Genomic DNA, 13,918 nt, shown 5'->3' with positions numbered 1-13,918 from the left:
GGCGATTCCGCCGCTGCCGTAACCGGCAATTGCTGGGCCACAGCTCGCTGGCCCAATAACAATGGGGATCAGACCCCCAGCGACTTCAGCTTGCGGTGCAGCGCGGAACGCTCCATGCCGATGAACTCCGCCGTCTTCGAGATGTTGCCGCCAAAGCGGTTGATCTGGGCGATCAGATAATCCTTCTCGAACTGTTCGCGGGCTTCGCGCAGCGGCAGCGCCATGATGTGCTGGTCGGACTGGTTCGGCGTACGCGGCATGACATCGCCGATCTCGGATGGCAACAGGTCGGCGGTGATTGGTGAATCGACATCGTCGCCGCGCGCCAGGATCATCAGCCGTTCGACATTGTTGCGCAGTTGGCGGACATTGCCCGGCCAGTTGTGCGCCTGCAGCACGGCAAGCGCGTCGTCGCCGATGCGACGCGGCTTGATGCCGGCCTGGCGCGCAATCTGCTTCATGAAATTGTCGACGAGGTACGGAATGTCCTCGCGCCGCTCGGCCAGGCCCGGCACCATGACCGGAACCACCGCCAGACGGTGATAGAGGTCTTCGCGGAAACGACCGTCGGCGATCATCGCTTCGAGGTTCTGGGAGGTCGAGGAAATGATGCGGACGTCGACCTTGACCCGCTTGGTGCCGCCGACCCGCTCGAACTGCTGCTCGACCAGCACGCGCAGGATCTTGTTTTGCGTCTCGCGCGGCATGTCGGCGACTTCATCGATGTAGAGAATGCCGCGGTGGGCCTCCTCCAGCGCGCCGACCTTGCGCTCGGTGCCGTTGGATTCGGTGCCGAACAGCTCGATCTCCATGCGTTCGGGCGTGATGTTGGCAGCACTCAGCGTCACGAACGGCGCACCCTTGCGCGCCGACAACGTGTGGATGGCGCGCGCGGCGAGCTCCTTGCCCGAACCGGACGGGCCGATGATCATGACACGGCTGTTGGTCGGCGCAACGCGTTCGATGGTCTGGCGCAACTGGCTCATTGCCGACGACATGCCGATCAGGTCGAAGGTTTCGCCGCTGCGCTGCTTGAGGTCGGAGACCTCGCGCCGCAATTTCGACGTTTCGAGCGCCCGCTCGGCAATCAGGATCAGCCGGTCGGCCTTGAACGGCTTCTCGATGAAATCATAGGCGCCGCGGCGGATGGCCGACACTGCCGTCTCGATATTGCCGTGGCCGGAGATCATCACCACCGGCAGGCTCGGATGCATCGTCTTGATCTCGTCGAGCAGCGCCAGCCCGTCCAGGCGCGAGCCCTGCAGCCAGATGTCGAGGAAAATCAGCCGCGGCGCACGATCGGCTATTGCCGCCAGCGCGCTGTCGGCATCGAATGCCGTGCGGGTTTCATGCCCTTCGTCGCTCAATATGCCCGCGACGAGTTCACGGATGTCTTCCTCGTCATCGACGATGAGAATATCAGACGCCATTACCGACCTTTTCAGTTTCTCTTTCGTGTCCCGTTTCGCCTTGACCGCGTGGCGGCGCGGTTGCGGCAGCGGGTGGCAGGATGATCGAGATCATCGCACCTCTCCCACCATGGAAATCCGGCGGCGCATCGTGCAGTTCGAGTCGGCCGCCGTGGTCTTCCACGATCTTCTTGACGATGGCGAGACCGAGCCCGGTCCCCTTCTCGCGCGTCGTCATATAGGGCTCGAGCAACCTTTGGCGATTCTCGCGCGGCAGCCCTTTGCCATTATCGATAACGTCGATTCGTATGGCGCCATCTTGGCGCCGGGCTTGAATCCGAATTGTGCCGTCCGAACGATCCTTTGAATCAAGTCCATCAATGGCCTCAGCGGCGTTCTTGATGACATTGCCGAAGGCTTGCGCCATCAGCCGGCTGTCGAAGGTGCCCTTGAGCGGCTCGCTGCCGAAAACGCGCTCGAAAGCAATGTCGGCACGGCTGACTTCCACCAGGAAAGAGGCCTCACGCAGCGCCTCGCGCAGATCGATCGCCTTCATCTCCGGCTTCGGCATACGGGCGAAGGCGGAGAATTCGTCGACCATGCGTCCGATATCTTCGACCTGGCGGATAATGGTGTCGGTGCACTGGTCGAAAACCTCGCGGTCCTCGGTGATGACCTTGCCGTAGCGGCGCTTGATGCGCTCGGCCGAGAGCTGGATCGGCGTAAGCGGGTTTTTGATCTCATGGGCGATGCGCCGCGCCACATCCGCCCAGGCAGACGAGCGCTGCGCCTGGACCAGGTCGGTAATGTCGTCGACCGTCACCACATAGGATTTCTCCTCCGAGCCGTCATCGCCGGCCTCGATGGTGATCTGTACGTTGAAGGTCCGCTCGGCGCCGGCGCGATAGAAGGTGACCTGCTCGCGATAGACCGGCTTGCCGGATTTGCGGCCGATCTCGAAGACGCGGCCGACATGCGGCAGCACGGCCGACAGGTTCTGCCCGAGCGCTGCCGTCGCCGATATGGCCAGCATCGTTTCGGCCGACTTGTTGACGATGGTGACGATACCGTAGGGATCGACGCCTATGACGCCGGCAGTGACGCCGGCCAGCACCGCTTCCGAGAAACGCCGCCGCTCGTCGATCAAATCCTTGGCCGACAAGATCTCGTTGCGCTGCGATTTCAGCTCGAGCAGCATCTTGTTGAACGTATCGCCAAGCGAGGCGACATCACCGTCGGAAGGCCGCACCGGCACAGCGACATCGAGATTGCCGGTGGCAACCTCGTCAGCCGCGCCGATGAGCTGGCGAATGGGCCGCACCAGGCGGTCGGCCACCGCTATGCCGGTCCAGATGGCCGACAGGATGATGATCAGCGTCAGCGACAGGTAGGGCAGCGCGAACGCCACCTGCGAGGTCCGCCTGTTATCTTCCAGGCCGCGATATTCCGCGGTGTTGGACTGGACGATCTGCCGCGCCTTGATCACTTGGGGGTCGACGAGGCGAATGGTGTAGAGATAGAGGCCTTCGATCTCCCGCAATTTTACGATGGCGCCCATGATGTTGCGCGTCTTCGGCTCGATCAGCACCGGTTTGCCGTCGGCCGCGCTCGCGACAGCCCCTTCCGGCGGCTCCGGCATGGCGAAATTCGTATCGGTCTTCGCGCTCATGACGAAGGAGCCATCCGGCTTGATCAGCGCCGCATGCGCCAGGGTCCTGCCCACGGCTTCCTTGTTCATCAGGTCGAGAAAACCGGTTCGATCGAGGCCGTAAAGCGTACGTGAAGCGTCGAGATCGTAAGCCATCGACAGCGTCGTGCCCTGAAGATTGCGAGCATTTTCCTGGACATAGGCGTCGGCGATCGACAGCGACGAGTTGACGATCGTCTTGGTGCGGATCTCGAACCAGCGGTCGAGGCCGATATCGAGCGTGATCGAGGCAATGATGGCCACCATGATGGCGGGGATGGCGGCGACCAGCGCAAACATCGCCACGATGCGCACATGCAGCCGCGATGCCGCCTTGCCGTGCCGGCGCGCCATGACGATGCGATGCACCTCGCGGCCGACCAGGGCGATCAGCGCCAGCACAAACACGGCGTTGACCGCGATCAGCGTCAGCGTCGTGTTTGCGTCCGGCGTGATCGGCGTCGCGCCGACGAGGATCGCAAATGAGATTGCCGCCGTAACCAGCGCACCGGCGATCGCGACGACACCGGGCAGCGCAAGCAACCGGCGTCCATCCCTTCCGCCGGGTCTGCTGAAAAGCGGTTCGTTTGATGTAAGAGCCTGCGAAGCCATGTCGCCGTCTAAAGCCAGTGATTGCGTCGGATGTATGCAACGCATTGTGGCGATTATGCAACAAGTGTGGCCGCGAGGGAAACTTTCGGCCGCCGATCCCCTGAAAAGGGGATGACCACGCGTCACTTCGAGCGGTACGCGCTCACGATCTCGACGATTTGTAGACGTTGACCCCGAGTTCGCGAATCTTCTTGCGCAGCGTGTTGCGGTTCAAACCCAGCAATTCGGCCGCCTTGATCTGGTTGCCGCGCGTTGCCGTCATGGAAGCCAGCACCAACGGATATTCGACCTCGGACAGGATACGCTGATAGAGGCCGGCCGGCGGCAATTCGCCGGCGAAAGAGGCAAAATAGCGCTGCAGGAAGTGCTCCACCGCCTGGCCGATGGACAGATCGTCCGGGATCAGGTTGCCGCCGCCGGGAACGACCGGCCTTTCGCCTGTCTTCAGCTCGGCTTCGATGATCTCGGCGGATATTTCGTCCTGCGAGTAGAGCGCGGCAAGCCGGCGCACCAGGTTTTCCAGTTCGCGCACATTGCCCGGCCAGGGATAGCGCTTCATCAGTTCGATGCCGCCGGTCGAAATGCGCTTGGTCTGCAAGCCTTCGCTGGCGCCGATCTTGAAGAAATGCCGCACCAGATCGGGAATGTCTTCCGACCTCTCACGCAAGCCCGGCAGCCGCAGCGGCACGACGTTCAGGCGATAGAACAGATCCTCGCGGAAAAGCCCCTGGTTGATCAGCGTGCGCAGATCCTTGTTGGTGGCGGCAACGATGCGCACATCCGTCTTGATCGGGGTGCGTCCGCCGACTGTGGTGTATTCGCCCTGCTGCAGGACGCGCAGCAGCCGTGTCTGCGCCTCCATCGGCATGTCGCCGATCTCGTCGAGGAACAGCGTGCCGCCCTCGGCCTGCTCGAAACGGCCGGTCGAGCGGTTCTGCGCTCCGGTGAAGGCGCCCTTCTCGTGACCGAACAGTTCCGATTCGATCAGGTCGCGCGGGATCGCCGCCATGTTGATGGCGACGAACGGCCCGCCGCGGCGGCGGCCATATTCGTGCAGCGCGCGCGCCACCAATTCCTTGCCGGTGCCGGATTCGCCCGAGATCATCACCGTCAAATCGGTCTGCATCATGCGCGCCAGCATGCGGTAGATGTCCTGCATGGCGGCCGAGCGGCCGACCAGCGGCATGGCGTCAGGCTGTTCGTCCGGCCGCGTATCGATCTTCGGCCGCCGCGGCTCGGACAGCGCCCGGTTGACGATGCTGAGCAGCTCGGTCAGGTCGAACGGCTTCGGCAGATACTCGTACGCTCCTGTTTCGGAAGCTCGAATCGCAGTCATGAAGGTGTTCTGCGCGCTCATCACAATGACCGGCAGCTCGGGCCGCGCCTTCTTGATGCGGGGCAGCATGTCGAACGCGTTTTCATCAGGCATGACGACGTCGGTGATGACCAAATCGCCCTCGCCCGCCGCCACCCAGCGCCACAACGTCGAGGCGTTGGAGGTCACGCGCACCTCATGGCCGACGCGCGACAGCGCCTGGTTGAGCACGGTGCGGATGGCCGCATCGTCGTCGGCGACGAGAATATTGCCGCGAACCGTCATTTGCGGTCTCCTTCGCCTTCATCTGCAGTGTCGTTCGGTGCTTCTTTCCAGGCCGGCATCAGGATGCGGAAGGTGGTGCCGCGCGGCGTCGAATCGCATTCGATGATGCCGCCATGCTCGCCGACGATTTTCGCCACCAGCGCCAGCCCGAGCCCCGAGCCGTTCGGCTTGGTGGTGATGAACGGGTCGAACAGGATGGGCAGGATGTCTTCCGAAACACCCGACCCATTGTCGCGCACGCAGAATTCCAGCGGCAGCGACACACGGTCCTGCGTTCCCGGGACGGAAACGCGGATGCCCGGCCTGAACGCGGTTGACAGCACGATCTCGCCTTGCGGGTCGCCGCCGATGGCCTCGGCGGCGTTCTTGACCAGGTTGAGAAACACCTGGATCAGCTGATCGCGGTTGGCGAAAACCGGAGGCAATGATGGATCATAGTCCTCCAATATCCTGATTCTTTTGGCAAAACCGTTCTTGGCGATCGCCTTGACGTGATCCAGCACGACATGGATGTTGACGGGGTAACGGTCGATCGGCCGCTCGTCGGAAAACACCTCCATGCGGTCGACCAGCGACACGATGCGGTCGGTCTCGTCGGTGATCAGCCGGGTCAGCGCGCGATCCTCGTCGGAAGCCGAGAGTTCGAGCAGCTGCGCCGCACCGCGTATGCCCGACAGCGGATTCTTGATCTCGTGCGCCAGCATGGCGGCAAGGCCGGTGACCGAACGTGCGGCACCGCGATGCGTCATCTGCCGGTCGATCTTGTCGGCCATCGAGCGCTCCTGGAACATCACCACGATCGAGCCTGGGAATTCCGGCACCGGCGCGACATAGAGATCGACGACCTTCTCGATGCCGAGACGGGGCGACGACACGTCGACACGGTATTCATTGACCGGCGCGCGGCGTTCGCGCACCTGGTCGACCAGTTGTAACAGCGGGCTGCCGAACGGGATGAGCTTGGACAGCGTGTTGCGCGCCAGCATGGTCGCGCTCGAGCGGAAGAAATCTTCCGCATCGGCATTGGCGTAGGTGATGAACCCGTCGGGATCGACCATGATCACCGGTCGGCGGATGGTGTTGAGCACGATATGAGCGGCATCCGCCATCTCGGTGCCCGGTGCAGCAGGCGCGTTCATGCGGCACTCCGCAACGGTGCGGCGTCGCCATCGCCGGAAAACACCTCGCGCAACAGGGCAATGACGCGGGCAGGCTCGAACGAGGTGAGGATGGCTTTGCGCCGGTCGTTAGTGACGCCGGCGGCGTGTCGGTCGAGATACCAGCCGAGATGTTTGCGCGCCTGGCGCAAGCCGCTTTCGATGCCGTAAAGCGCCAGCATGTCCTCGTAATGGGCGGCAATGTAGTCGGCCATGGCTTGCGGGCTTTCCAGCACGCCGGACGGCACCTCGCCCGCAGCCGTCGCAGCGATCCTGCCCGCCGTCCACGGCGCGCCGTAATGCGCCCGGCCGATCATCACCGCATCGGCGCCCGACTGCTCCAGGATTTCGGCAGCCTCCCCCGGCGAGCCGACATCGCCATTGGCGACGACGGGAATTGAGACGGCGTCCTTGATCCGGGCGATCGCGCCCCAATCGGCCTTGCCTTGATAAAACTGGCAGCGCGTGCGGCCATGCACCGTCACCATTTTGACGCCGGCCTCTTCAGCGCGGCGCGCCAAAGCGGGCGCGTTCAGCGCATTCTCATCCCATCCGAGCCGCATCTTGACCGTGACCGGCACCTCGACCGCTCCAACCACCGCTTCGATCAGTGACAGCGCGTGGTCGAGATCGCGCATAAGCGCCGAGCCGGCATAGCCGCCGGTCACCTTCTTGGCCGGGCAGCCCATATTGATGTCGATGATGTCGGCGCCCTCACCGGCGGCGATCCGCCCGCCTTCGGCCATGTGTACCGCCTCGCGGCCGGCAAGCTGAACCATATGGACGGGCAGCCCGGAATGACGGATGCGCAGGTCGCATCCGGCCCGGCCCTTGGCAAGCTCACCGCTCGCCACCATTTCCGACACGACAAGGCCCGCGCCATGCGCGTAGGCGCGCTGCCGGAACGGCTCGTCCGTTATCCCCGACATCGGCGCGAGGAACACGCGGTTGCGGATCGTCACGCCGCCGACATCAAGCGGCAAAGCCAATTTTGTCACTTCAGGCATGCACAAAAACCAAGCATATCGGATTGCTGCACATTCTCTAGCCATAAGAAAGGCATTGTGCAACGCGCAATGACGTCACATTGCGGCGCATTTGGGAAAATGCTGGCCTTCGGCTTTTACCCCGACTACCACCAATCGCAATGACAGACACCAGTGATAATCGGGCTTTGGGCGACGACGGCAAGGTCGGCGTGGTCATCGTCGCTGCCGGTCGCGGCGCGCGCGCCGGGCAGGCCGACGGGCCGAAGCAGTATCAACGCATCGGCGGCCGCGCCGTCATTGCGCGCACGCTGGAGACATTCCTGGCGCATCCGGCAATCGGCCCCGTCGTCGTCGCCATCCATGCCGATGATCGCCAGCTCTTTGACAAAGCAGCCGGCACCAACCCCGAACGGGTCACCACGGTGGTCGGCGGCGAGTCGCGCCAAGCTTCGGTTCGGTTGGGACTGCTCGAACTGAGGAGCCAGGCGCCGGGCCGTGTCCTCGTGCACGACGCCGTGCGGCCGTTTGTCGACGCGGCCCTTATCGACCGCACCATCGCGGCCATTGGCGAGCGCCAGGGTGCATTGCCGGCGCTCCCCGTCGCCGACACGCTGAAGCGCGAATCGGCCACCGGCATGATCGAGGAGACGGTGCCGAGGGCCGGTCTTCATGCCGCGCAGACACCGCAAGGCTTTCCGTTCTGGCCGCTGCTCGCGGCGCACGAAAAGGCCCATCGTCTCGGCAAGACGGATTTCACCGACGATGCCGCGATCGCCGAATGGGCGCATATTCCGGTCAAAATCGTCCAGGGGTCGCCGGACAATGTCAAACTCACCTGGGCAAGGGATATTGCGATGGCGGACCAGCGGCTTACCGGCGAACGTTTTCCCGACATCCGTACCGGCAATGGCTATGATGTGCATGCCTTCGAACCCGGCGACCATGTCACCTTGTGCGGCGTCGCCATTCCGCACGGCAAAAAGCTGTCGGGACATTCGGATGCCGATGTCGGCCTGCATGCGCTGACCGACGCGCTGCTTGCCACCTGCGGCGCCGGCGACATCGGCACGCATTTCCCGCCCTCCGATCCGCAATGGAAGGGAGCGGCTTCAAGAATTTTCGTCGAACATGCGGCAAAGCTGGTGCGGGCGCGCGGCGGGCGCATCGCCAATGCCGACATCACGCTGATCTGCGAAGCGCCGCGCGTCGGCCCGCATCGCGAGGCCATGACGAAAGCGCTGTCGGCAATGCTGGGCATTTCCGGCGATCGCATCTCGATCAAGGCGACGACCAATGAAAAACTCGGCTTTGTCGGCCGCGAGGAAGGCATCGCCGCCATCGCCACCGCGAGCGTCGTCTTCCCCGGGGACGTGCCGGCATGAGCAATAGCGATCTCGCCAACGCCCTGCTCCAGGCCTGCCAGCAGCGCGGCATCATGCTGGCGACCGCCGAAAGCTGCACCGGTGGCATGATCATCGCCGCCCTCACCGACATTGCCGGCTCGTCGGCCGTCGTCGACCGCGGCCTCATCACCTATTCCAACGAAGCCAAGATGGAGATGCTCGGCGTCTCGGCGGCCACGCTCGAGGCGCACGGCGCCGTCTCGCGCGAAACGGTTCTGGAAATGGCTGCCGGTGCATTGGCCCGCTCGCGCGCCGGCCTGGCGCTTGCCGTCACCGGCATTGCCGGCCCGGGCGGCGGCTCGTCGGAAAAACCGGTCGGCCTAGTCTGGTTCGGGGTTGCCCTGAGGGGTGGGCCGGTGGCCGCCGAGCTCAATATGTTTGCCGACAATGGCCGCGACTTCATCCGCCGAGAGACGGTCAGGCATGCGCTGGAGATCGGCCTGCGTGCGCTCGGCGACACTCACGAAATGGGCGTGGTCCCGTAGACGACGTTGGCGCGCTTCTCGAACGCCTCGGAAAACATGCGGAAGGCGCGGTCGAACATGGTGCCCATCAGCGCGCCGAGAATGCGGCTCTTGAACTCGTAGTCGATGAAGAAGCGGACGCTGCATCCGCCACCGTCTGCCGGCTCAAAGCGCCAGATATTGCTCAGATATTTGAACGGCCCATCGATGTATTTGACGTCGATGGTGTTCTCGTCCGGCTTCAGCAGCACCTGCGTCGTAAAGGTCTCGCGGATCGCCTTGTAGCCGATGCTCATATCGGCGACGAGAATGGTGCGGCCGTCGCGCTCCTTGCGCGAGCGCACCGTCAGTGCCTCGCACAGCGGCAGAAATTCAGGATAGGTCTCGATATCGGCGACCAGCGCAAACATCTGCTCCGGTGTGTGGGCAACGCGGCGAGTGGCTTCGAATTTCGGCATTAATGCATGTCGCTCAAAAGTGGCCCCGGTTTTGAGAAAACGACATGCATAACTTAAAGCAGAGCGTTAGCTGGCTTTTTTGAGCTGCGCCTCGCGCGCCGCCCGCAGCCTGGCGAAATCGTCGCCGGCGTGATGCGAGGAGCGCGTCAGCGGGCTCGACGCCACCAGCAGGAAACCCTTGGTCTTGCCGATCGTCGCGAAGGAGCTGAACTCTTCCGGCGTGACGAAGCGGATCACCGGATGGTGCTTCTTCGACGGCTGCAGATACTGACCGATGGTCATGAAGTCGACATTTGCCGAACGCAAATCATCCATCAGCTGCAGAATCTCGTTCCGCTCCTCGCCGAGACCAACCATGATGCCGGACTTGGTGAAGATCGAGGGATCGAGTTCCTTGACCCGCTGCAACAGCCGGATCGAGTGGAAATAGCGCGCACCCGGCCGCACCGTCAGGTAGTTCGACGGCACGGTTTCCAGATTGTGGTTGAAGACGTCGGGCTTTGCCGCGACGACGATCTCCAGCGCGCCTTCCTTGCGCAGGAAATCGGGCGTCAGGATTTCGATCGTGGTCAAAGGCGTCGCCGCGCGGATCGCCCGGATGACCTCGGCGAAATGCTGCGCGCCGCCATCGGCGAGATCGTCGCGGTCGACCGAGGTGATGACGACATGGGTCAGCCCCATCTGCTTGACGGCATGCGCAACGCGCGCCGGCTCATCGGCATCGAGCGCGGTCGGGATGCCGGTGGCGACATTGCAGAAGGCGCAGGCGCGCGTGCAGATCTCGCCCATGATCATGAAGGTGGCGTGCTTCTTTTCCCAGCACTCGCCGATATTGGGGCAGCCGGCCTCTTCGCACACCGTCACCAGCTTATGCGATTTCACGATCTCGCGTGTTTCGGCATAGCCCTTGGACACCGGCGCCTTGACGCGGATCCAGTCGGGTTTGCGCAGCACATCCTGGTCGGGCTTGTGCGCCTTCTCGGGATGCCGCAGGCGCGGCGCGTTGGCGATCGTGTCGAGGACGGTGACCATCTCAAACCTGACTTGTTGGCGTCCGCCCGTCGGCGTCAGCCTTTAGAACGTCACTTAAGACTTTTCGGGGCAAAGAAAAAGGCCGCGGCGGCGCATGCCGCCACAGCCGTTTTCGCATAGCGGGGATCCAGAGCAATTCCAGGAAAAGTGTGACACGGTTTTCCGTCCGGAATTGCGTCTGAAGAAGGAGATAAAACGGCGAGCCGTTTTATCGGCGAATGAGTCGCCCTGCAAAGATCAGCAGGCAGGCGCCGATGAAGGCCGTAATCAGATAAGCCCACCGGCCGACACCGAAGTCGCTGACTTCGAGAGCCTGCAATATCGCGTTCAGAACCACCGCGCCGACAATGCCCATTATTATGTTCATGAAGATGCCGGTGTTGCTCTTCATGACCATCTCTGCCAGCCACCCGGCCAGGCCGCCGATGATAATGGCTGATATCCAGCCGACGCCATTCATATGCATATGCCAACTCCTCCTGCGTCAGGTGAAAATGCACCCGGAAACGAACTGTCTTGCCGCAAGGTTCCTCCGGCGCATGCGTCTGAGTCTCGCGGCAGCAATTTATCATGCGTTGAGCGCGCGCCCATAGGCGTCGAGCACGCTTTCCTTCATCATCTCCGACAGCGTCGGATGCGGGAAGATTGTGTGCATCAGTTCTTCTTCCGTCGTCTCCAGGTTCATTGCCACGACAAAGCCTTGGATCAGTTCGGTCACCTCAGCGCCGACCATATGGGCGCCGAGCAACTGGCCGGTCTTCTTGTCGAAAATGGTCTTGATGAAACCCTGGTCCTCGCCGAGCGCGATCGCCTTGCCGTTGGCGCCGAACTGGAAGCGGCCGACGCGAATGTCCTTGCCTTCGGCCTTGGCCTTGGCTTCGGTCAGGCCGACCGAGGCGACCTGCGGGTTGCAGTAGGTGCAGCCCGGGATCTTCAGCTTGTCGGTGGCGTGCACGCCGGGGAAATTGGCGATCTTCTCGATGCAAACCACGCCCTCATGCTCGGCCTTGTGCGCGAGCATCGGCGGTCCGGCGACATCGCCGATGGCGTAGATGCCGGGAACGTTCGTCTTGCCATAACCGTCCACGACGACGCAGCCGCGGTCAGTCTTCACGCCGAGCGTCTCGAGCCCGAGATTCTCTATATTGCCCTGCACGCCGACGGCCGAGATCATGCGGTCGGCGGTGATCTTCTCGACCTTGCCGTCCTTCATCTCGACATGCGCGGTCACGGAATTGGCGCCTTTTTCAACCTTGGTCACCTTGGCTTCGAGGATGATCTTCATCCCCTGCTTCTCGAACTGTTTTTGCGCGAACTTGGAAACTTCCGCGTCCTCGACCGGCATCACCGCCGGCAGCAATTCGACCACCGTCACCTCGGCGCCCATGGTGCGGTAGAAGGAGGCAAATTCGATGCCGATGGCGCCGGAGCCCATCACCAGCAGCGATTTCGGCATCTCCTTCGGCACCATCGCCTCGAAATAGGTCCAGATCAGCTTGCCGTCCGGCTCGATGCCGGGCAGCGCGCGCGGCCGGGCGCCGGTGGCGAGAATAATGTGCTTGGCGGTGTAGGTGCCCTCGCCCTTGACGCCTTTCGGCACCGGCGGCTGCGGCTCCATCGGCTTCTTTGCCGTCTTGGAGACGACGATCTCGCCCGGCTTCGACAGCTTGGCCTCGCCCCAGATGACATCGACCTTGTTCTTCTTCATCAGGAAAGCGACGCCGCCATTCAGTCGCAGCGACACTTTGCGCGAACGGTCGACCACGGCCGCGGTATCGGCGCTGACCTTGCCACCTTCGAGTTTCAGGCCGAAGTCCTTGAGATGGTCCGAATAGTGCATGATCTCGGCCGAACGCAGCAGCGCCTTGGTCGGGATACAGCCCCAGTTGAGACAGATGCCGCCGAGATGCTCGCGCTCGACGATCGCCGTCTTGAAGCCGAGCTGGGCGGAACGCACAGCCGTGACATAGCCGCCGGGGCCGGAGCCGATGATGATGACGTCGTAGGATTCTGCCACGGGGTTTCTCCCTGATTGTCTTTGTCTAGAGTTCCAGCATCACGCGCACCAGCGGCGCCAATGCCTCACCTATATTGCGCGTGTTTTCCGCATCGAGATGGACACCGTCGAGCGGCGTGGTCGTGGCCACGGTTCCGGCATCGAAAAAGCCGCAGCCGGCCTCGTCGGCCAGGATGGAATATTGAGGCGCCAGCCGCTTCGAGGCCTCATCGCCGCCGGCAAACATTTCCTTGAATTCGGCATTGTCCGTGCGGCTGACCGCCGGCGGTGCCACGATCAGGATCTGCGGGGCATCCCAGTCGAACGGATAATCATGGCCGCGCACGATATCGATTAGCCGGCTAATTCCCTGCTTGGCCGCCACCGGATTGCCGTGGATCCACGGTTTCATGTCGTTGGCGCCGAGCATGATGACAATCAGGTCGATCGGCGCATGGCTGGTCAGGATTGTCGGCAAAAGCCTGGCGCCGTTGCGGTCGGCGCCGGCCAGGTGATCGTCGAAGGCCGTGGTGCGGCCGTTGAGGCCCTCGGCGATGACTTCGATATCATCGTCGTCCAGCGCCGCCTTGAGCACGCTCGGCCAGCGGTCTGCAAGAGCGTGGCGGCCGAGGCTCGCAGCGTCATAACCCCAGGTCAGGGAATCGCCGTAGCAGAGAATTGTCTTCACGCCCTTGCCTCGCCTCTGCCAAAACCCGGCTGCCCGCGCATAACCCGCCAGCCTACGAATAGCCAATGCACCACAATCGTAACCAGGCTCGGCAGAACCAAACCCGCGATGATTGGCAGCTTCTCTCCCCAATCGCGTCCCTCGGGCGGTTGGGAAAAAGTCCAGCCGATCAAGCCGAAACCGATCAGCACGAACAAGGCGAATGTGCCGAACCCCACCCAATTGATGGCCTTGAGCGGATTGGGAAAAAACTGTGCAATGAAAAACAATATCGTCACGACAGTGGTGACTAACCCGCACGCGAAGAAAACGAGAATGTATTCCTCGTGCGCGTCTGTGTTTATCGCCAGTCCCACCGCAACGATGGCACCAACAAGCAAGGACAGGAAGAAGGCCATGAAGGAGGTGAAGAATGTCCGCACC

13 protein-coding genes are annotated in these 13,918 nt (G+C 62.7%); 2 read left to right on the top strand and 11 right to left on the bottom strand.

The window, feature by feature from the left end; genetic code table 11:
* Nucleotides 1-68: 68 nt before the first annotated feature.
* The 5 genes from FJV77_RS04050 to dusB all read right to left on the bottom strand — a co-directional run bounded on the left by FJV77_RS04050 (nucleotide 69) and on the right by dusB (nucleotide 7,472).
* Entirely contained in the window at nucleotides 69-1,430 is a 1,362-nt protein-coding gene (locus tag FJV77_RS04050; protein ID WP_112561767.1) for a sigma-54 dependent transcriptional regulator, read from the bottom strand.
* Entirely contained in the window at nucleotides 1,420-3,708 is a 2,289-nt protein-coding gene (locus tag FJV77_RS04045; RefSeq protein ID WP_185970183.1) for a PAS domain-containing sensor histidine kinase, read from the bottom strand. The genes FJV77_RS04050 and FJV77_RS04045 overlap by 11 nt, the downstream gene beginning before the upstream one ends.
* 142 nt (nucleotides 3,709-3,850) lie before the next feature.
* Nucleotides 3,851-5,308, bottom strand: coding sequence for a nitrogen regulation protein NR(I) (gene ntrC, locus FJV77_RS04040; RefSeq protein ID WP_112561769.1), 1,458 nt, complete (start codon nucleotides 5,306-5,308; stop codon nucleotides 3,851-3,853).
* On the bottom strand, nucleotides 5,305-6,447 hold the full coding sequence (locus tag FJV77_RS04035) for a nitrogen regulation protein NR(II) (protein ID WP_112561770.1): 1,143 nt from the start codon (nucleotides 6,445-6,447) through the stop codon (nucleotides 5,305-5,307). The genes ntrC and FJV77_RS04035 overlap by 4 nt, the downstream gene beginning before the upstream one ends.
* A complete protein-coding gene (dusB, locus tag FJV77_RS04030) occupies nucleotides 6,444-7,472 on the bottom strand; it encodes a tRNA dihydrouridine synthase DusB (RefSeq protein WP_142865583.1) in 1,029 nt (342 codons plus the stop codon). Before dusB ends, FJV77_RS04035 begins: the two co-directional genes overlap by 4 nt.
* Nucleotides 7,473-7,612: 140 nt before the next feature.
* On the opposite strand from dusB, the gene FJV77_RS04025 reads away from it, so the two are divergent.
* Both FJV77_RS04025 and FJV77_RS04020 read left to right on the top strand, forming a co-directional pair.
* Nucleotides 7,613-8,836 (top strand): bifunctional 2-C-methyl-D-erythritol 4-phosphate cytidylyltransferase/2-C-methyl-D-erythritol 2,4-cyclodiphosphate synthase, encoded by a 1,224-nt coding sequence (locus FJV77_RS04025; protein ID WP_142865582.1) that lies wholly within the window; start codon nucleotides 7,613-7,615, stop codon nucleotides 8,834-8,836.
* Nucleotides 8,833-9,342, top strand: a complete 510-nt coding sequence (locus FJV77_RS04020; protein ID WP_142865581.1) for a CinA family protein — start codon at nucleotides 8,833-8,835, stop codon at nucleotides 9,340-9,342. The genes FJV77_RS04025 and FJV77_RS04020 overlap by 4 nt, the downstream gene beginning before the upstream one ends.
* Here FJV77_RS04020 and FJV77_RS04015 read toward each other — a convergent pair.
* The 6 genes from FJV77_RS04015 to FJV77_RS03990 form a co-directional block, all read right to left on the bottom strand.
* Nucleotides 9,318-9,779, bottom strand: a complete 462-nt coding sequence (locus FJV77_RS04015; RefSeq protein WP_142865580.1) for a type II toxin-antitoxin system RatA family toxin — start codon at nucleotides 9,777-9,779, stop codon at nucleotides 9,318-9,320. The genes FJV77_RS04020 and FJV77_RS04015 overlap by 25 nt on opposite strands.
* Before the next feature lie 66 nt (nucleotides 9,780-9,845).
* A complete protein-coding gene (lipA, locus tag FJV77_RS04010; protein ID WP_142865579.1) occupies nucleotides 9,846-10,811 on the bottom strand; it encodes a lipoyl synthase in 966 nt (321 codons plus the stop codon).
* Nucleotides 10,812-11,019: 208 nt separating this feature from the next.
* Nucleotides 11,020-11,277 (bottom strand): GlsB/YeaQ/YmgE family stress response membrane protein, encoded by a 258-nt coding sequence (locus tag FJV77_RS04005; RefSeq protein WP_142865578.1) that lies wholly within the window; start codon nucleotides 11,275-11,277, stop codon nucleotides 11,020-11,022.
* Nucleotides 11,278-11,379: 102 nt separating this feature from the next.
* Entirely contained in the window at nucleotides 11,380-12,828 is a 1,449-nt protein-coding gene (gene lpdA, locus FJV77_RS04000) for a dihydrolipoyl dehydrogenase (RefSeq protein ID WP_142865577.1), read from the bottom strand.
* A gap of 25 nt (nucleotides 12,829-12,853) precedes the next feature.
* A complete protein-coding gene (locus FJV77_RS03995) occupies nucleotides 12,854-13,495 on the bottom strand; it encodes an SGNH/GDSL hydrolase family protein (RefSeq protein ID WP_142865576.1) in 642 nt (213 codons plus the stop codon).
* A complete protein-coding gene (locus FJV77_RS03990; RefSeq protein ID WP_142865575.1) occupies nucleotides 13,492-13,917 on the bottom strand; it encodes a hypothetical protein in 426 nt (141 codons plus the stop codon). Before FJV77_RS03990 ends, FJV77_RS03995 begins: the two co-directional genes overlap by 4 nt.
* Between the last annotated feature and the right edge of the window lies 1 nt (nucleotide 13,918).

The organism is Mesorhizobium sp. WSM4306, assembly GCF_007003975.1.
Taxonomy (GTDB): domain Bacteria; phylum Pseudomonadota; class Alphaproteobacteria; order Rhizobiales; family Rhizobiaceae; genus Mesorhizobium.
The sequence above is the reverse complement of the archived record's forward strand: the minus strand, read 5'-3'. Positions and strand labels throughout refer to the sequence as shown.

Coding starts and splice junctions, on each gene's coding strand:
- FJV77_RS04050 (WP_112561767.1), bottom strand. CDS start 1,430: ATGGCGTCTGATATTCTCATCGTCGATGACGAGGAAGACATCCGTGAA.
- FJV77_RS04005 (WP_142865578.1), bottom strand. CDS start 11,277: ATGCATATGAATGGCGTCGGCTGGATATCAGCCATTATCATCGGCGGC.
- FJV77_RS04020 (WP_142865581.1), top strand. CDS start 8,833: ATGAGCAATAGCGATCTCGCCAACGCCCTGCTCCAGGCCTGCCAGCAG.
- lipA (WP_142865579.1), bottom strand. CDS start 10,811: ATGGTCACCGTCCTCGACACGATCGCCAACGCGCCGCGCCTGCGGCAT.
- FJV77_RS04035 (WP_112561770.1), bottom strand. CDS start 6,447: ATGAACGCGCCTGCTGCACCGGGCACCGAGATGGCGGATGCCGCTCAT.
- FJV77_RS04045 (WP_185970183.1), bottom strand. CDS start 3,708: ATGGCTTCGCAGGCTCTTACATCAAACGAACCGCTTTTCAGCAGACCC.
- dusB (WP_142865583.1), bottom strand. CDS start 7,472: ATGCCTGAAGTGACAAAATTGGCTTTGCCGCTTGATGTCGGCGGCGTG.
- FJV77_RS04015 (WP_142865580.1), bottom strand. CDS start 9,779: ATGCCGAAATTCGAAGCCACTCGCCGCGTTGCCCACACACCGGAGCAG.
- FJV77_RS04025 (WP_142865582.1), top strand. CDS start 7,613: ATGACAGACACCAGTGATAATCGGGCTTTGGGCGACGACGGCAAGGTC.
- ntrC (WP_112561769.1), bottom strand. CDS start 5,308: ATGACGGTTCGCGGCAATATTCTCGTCGCCGACGACGATGCGGCCATC.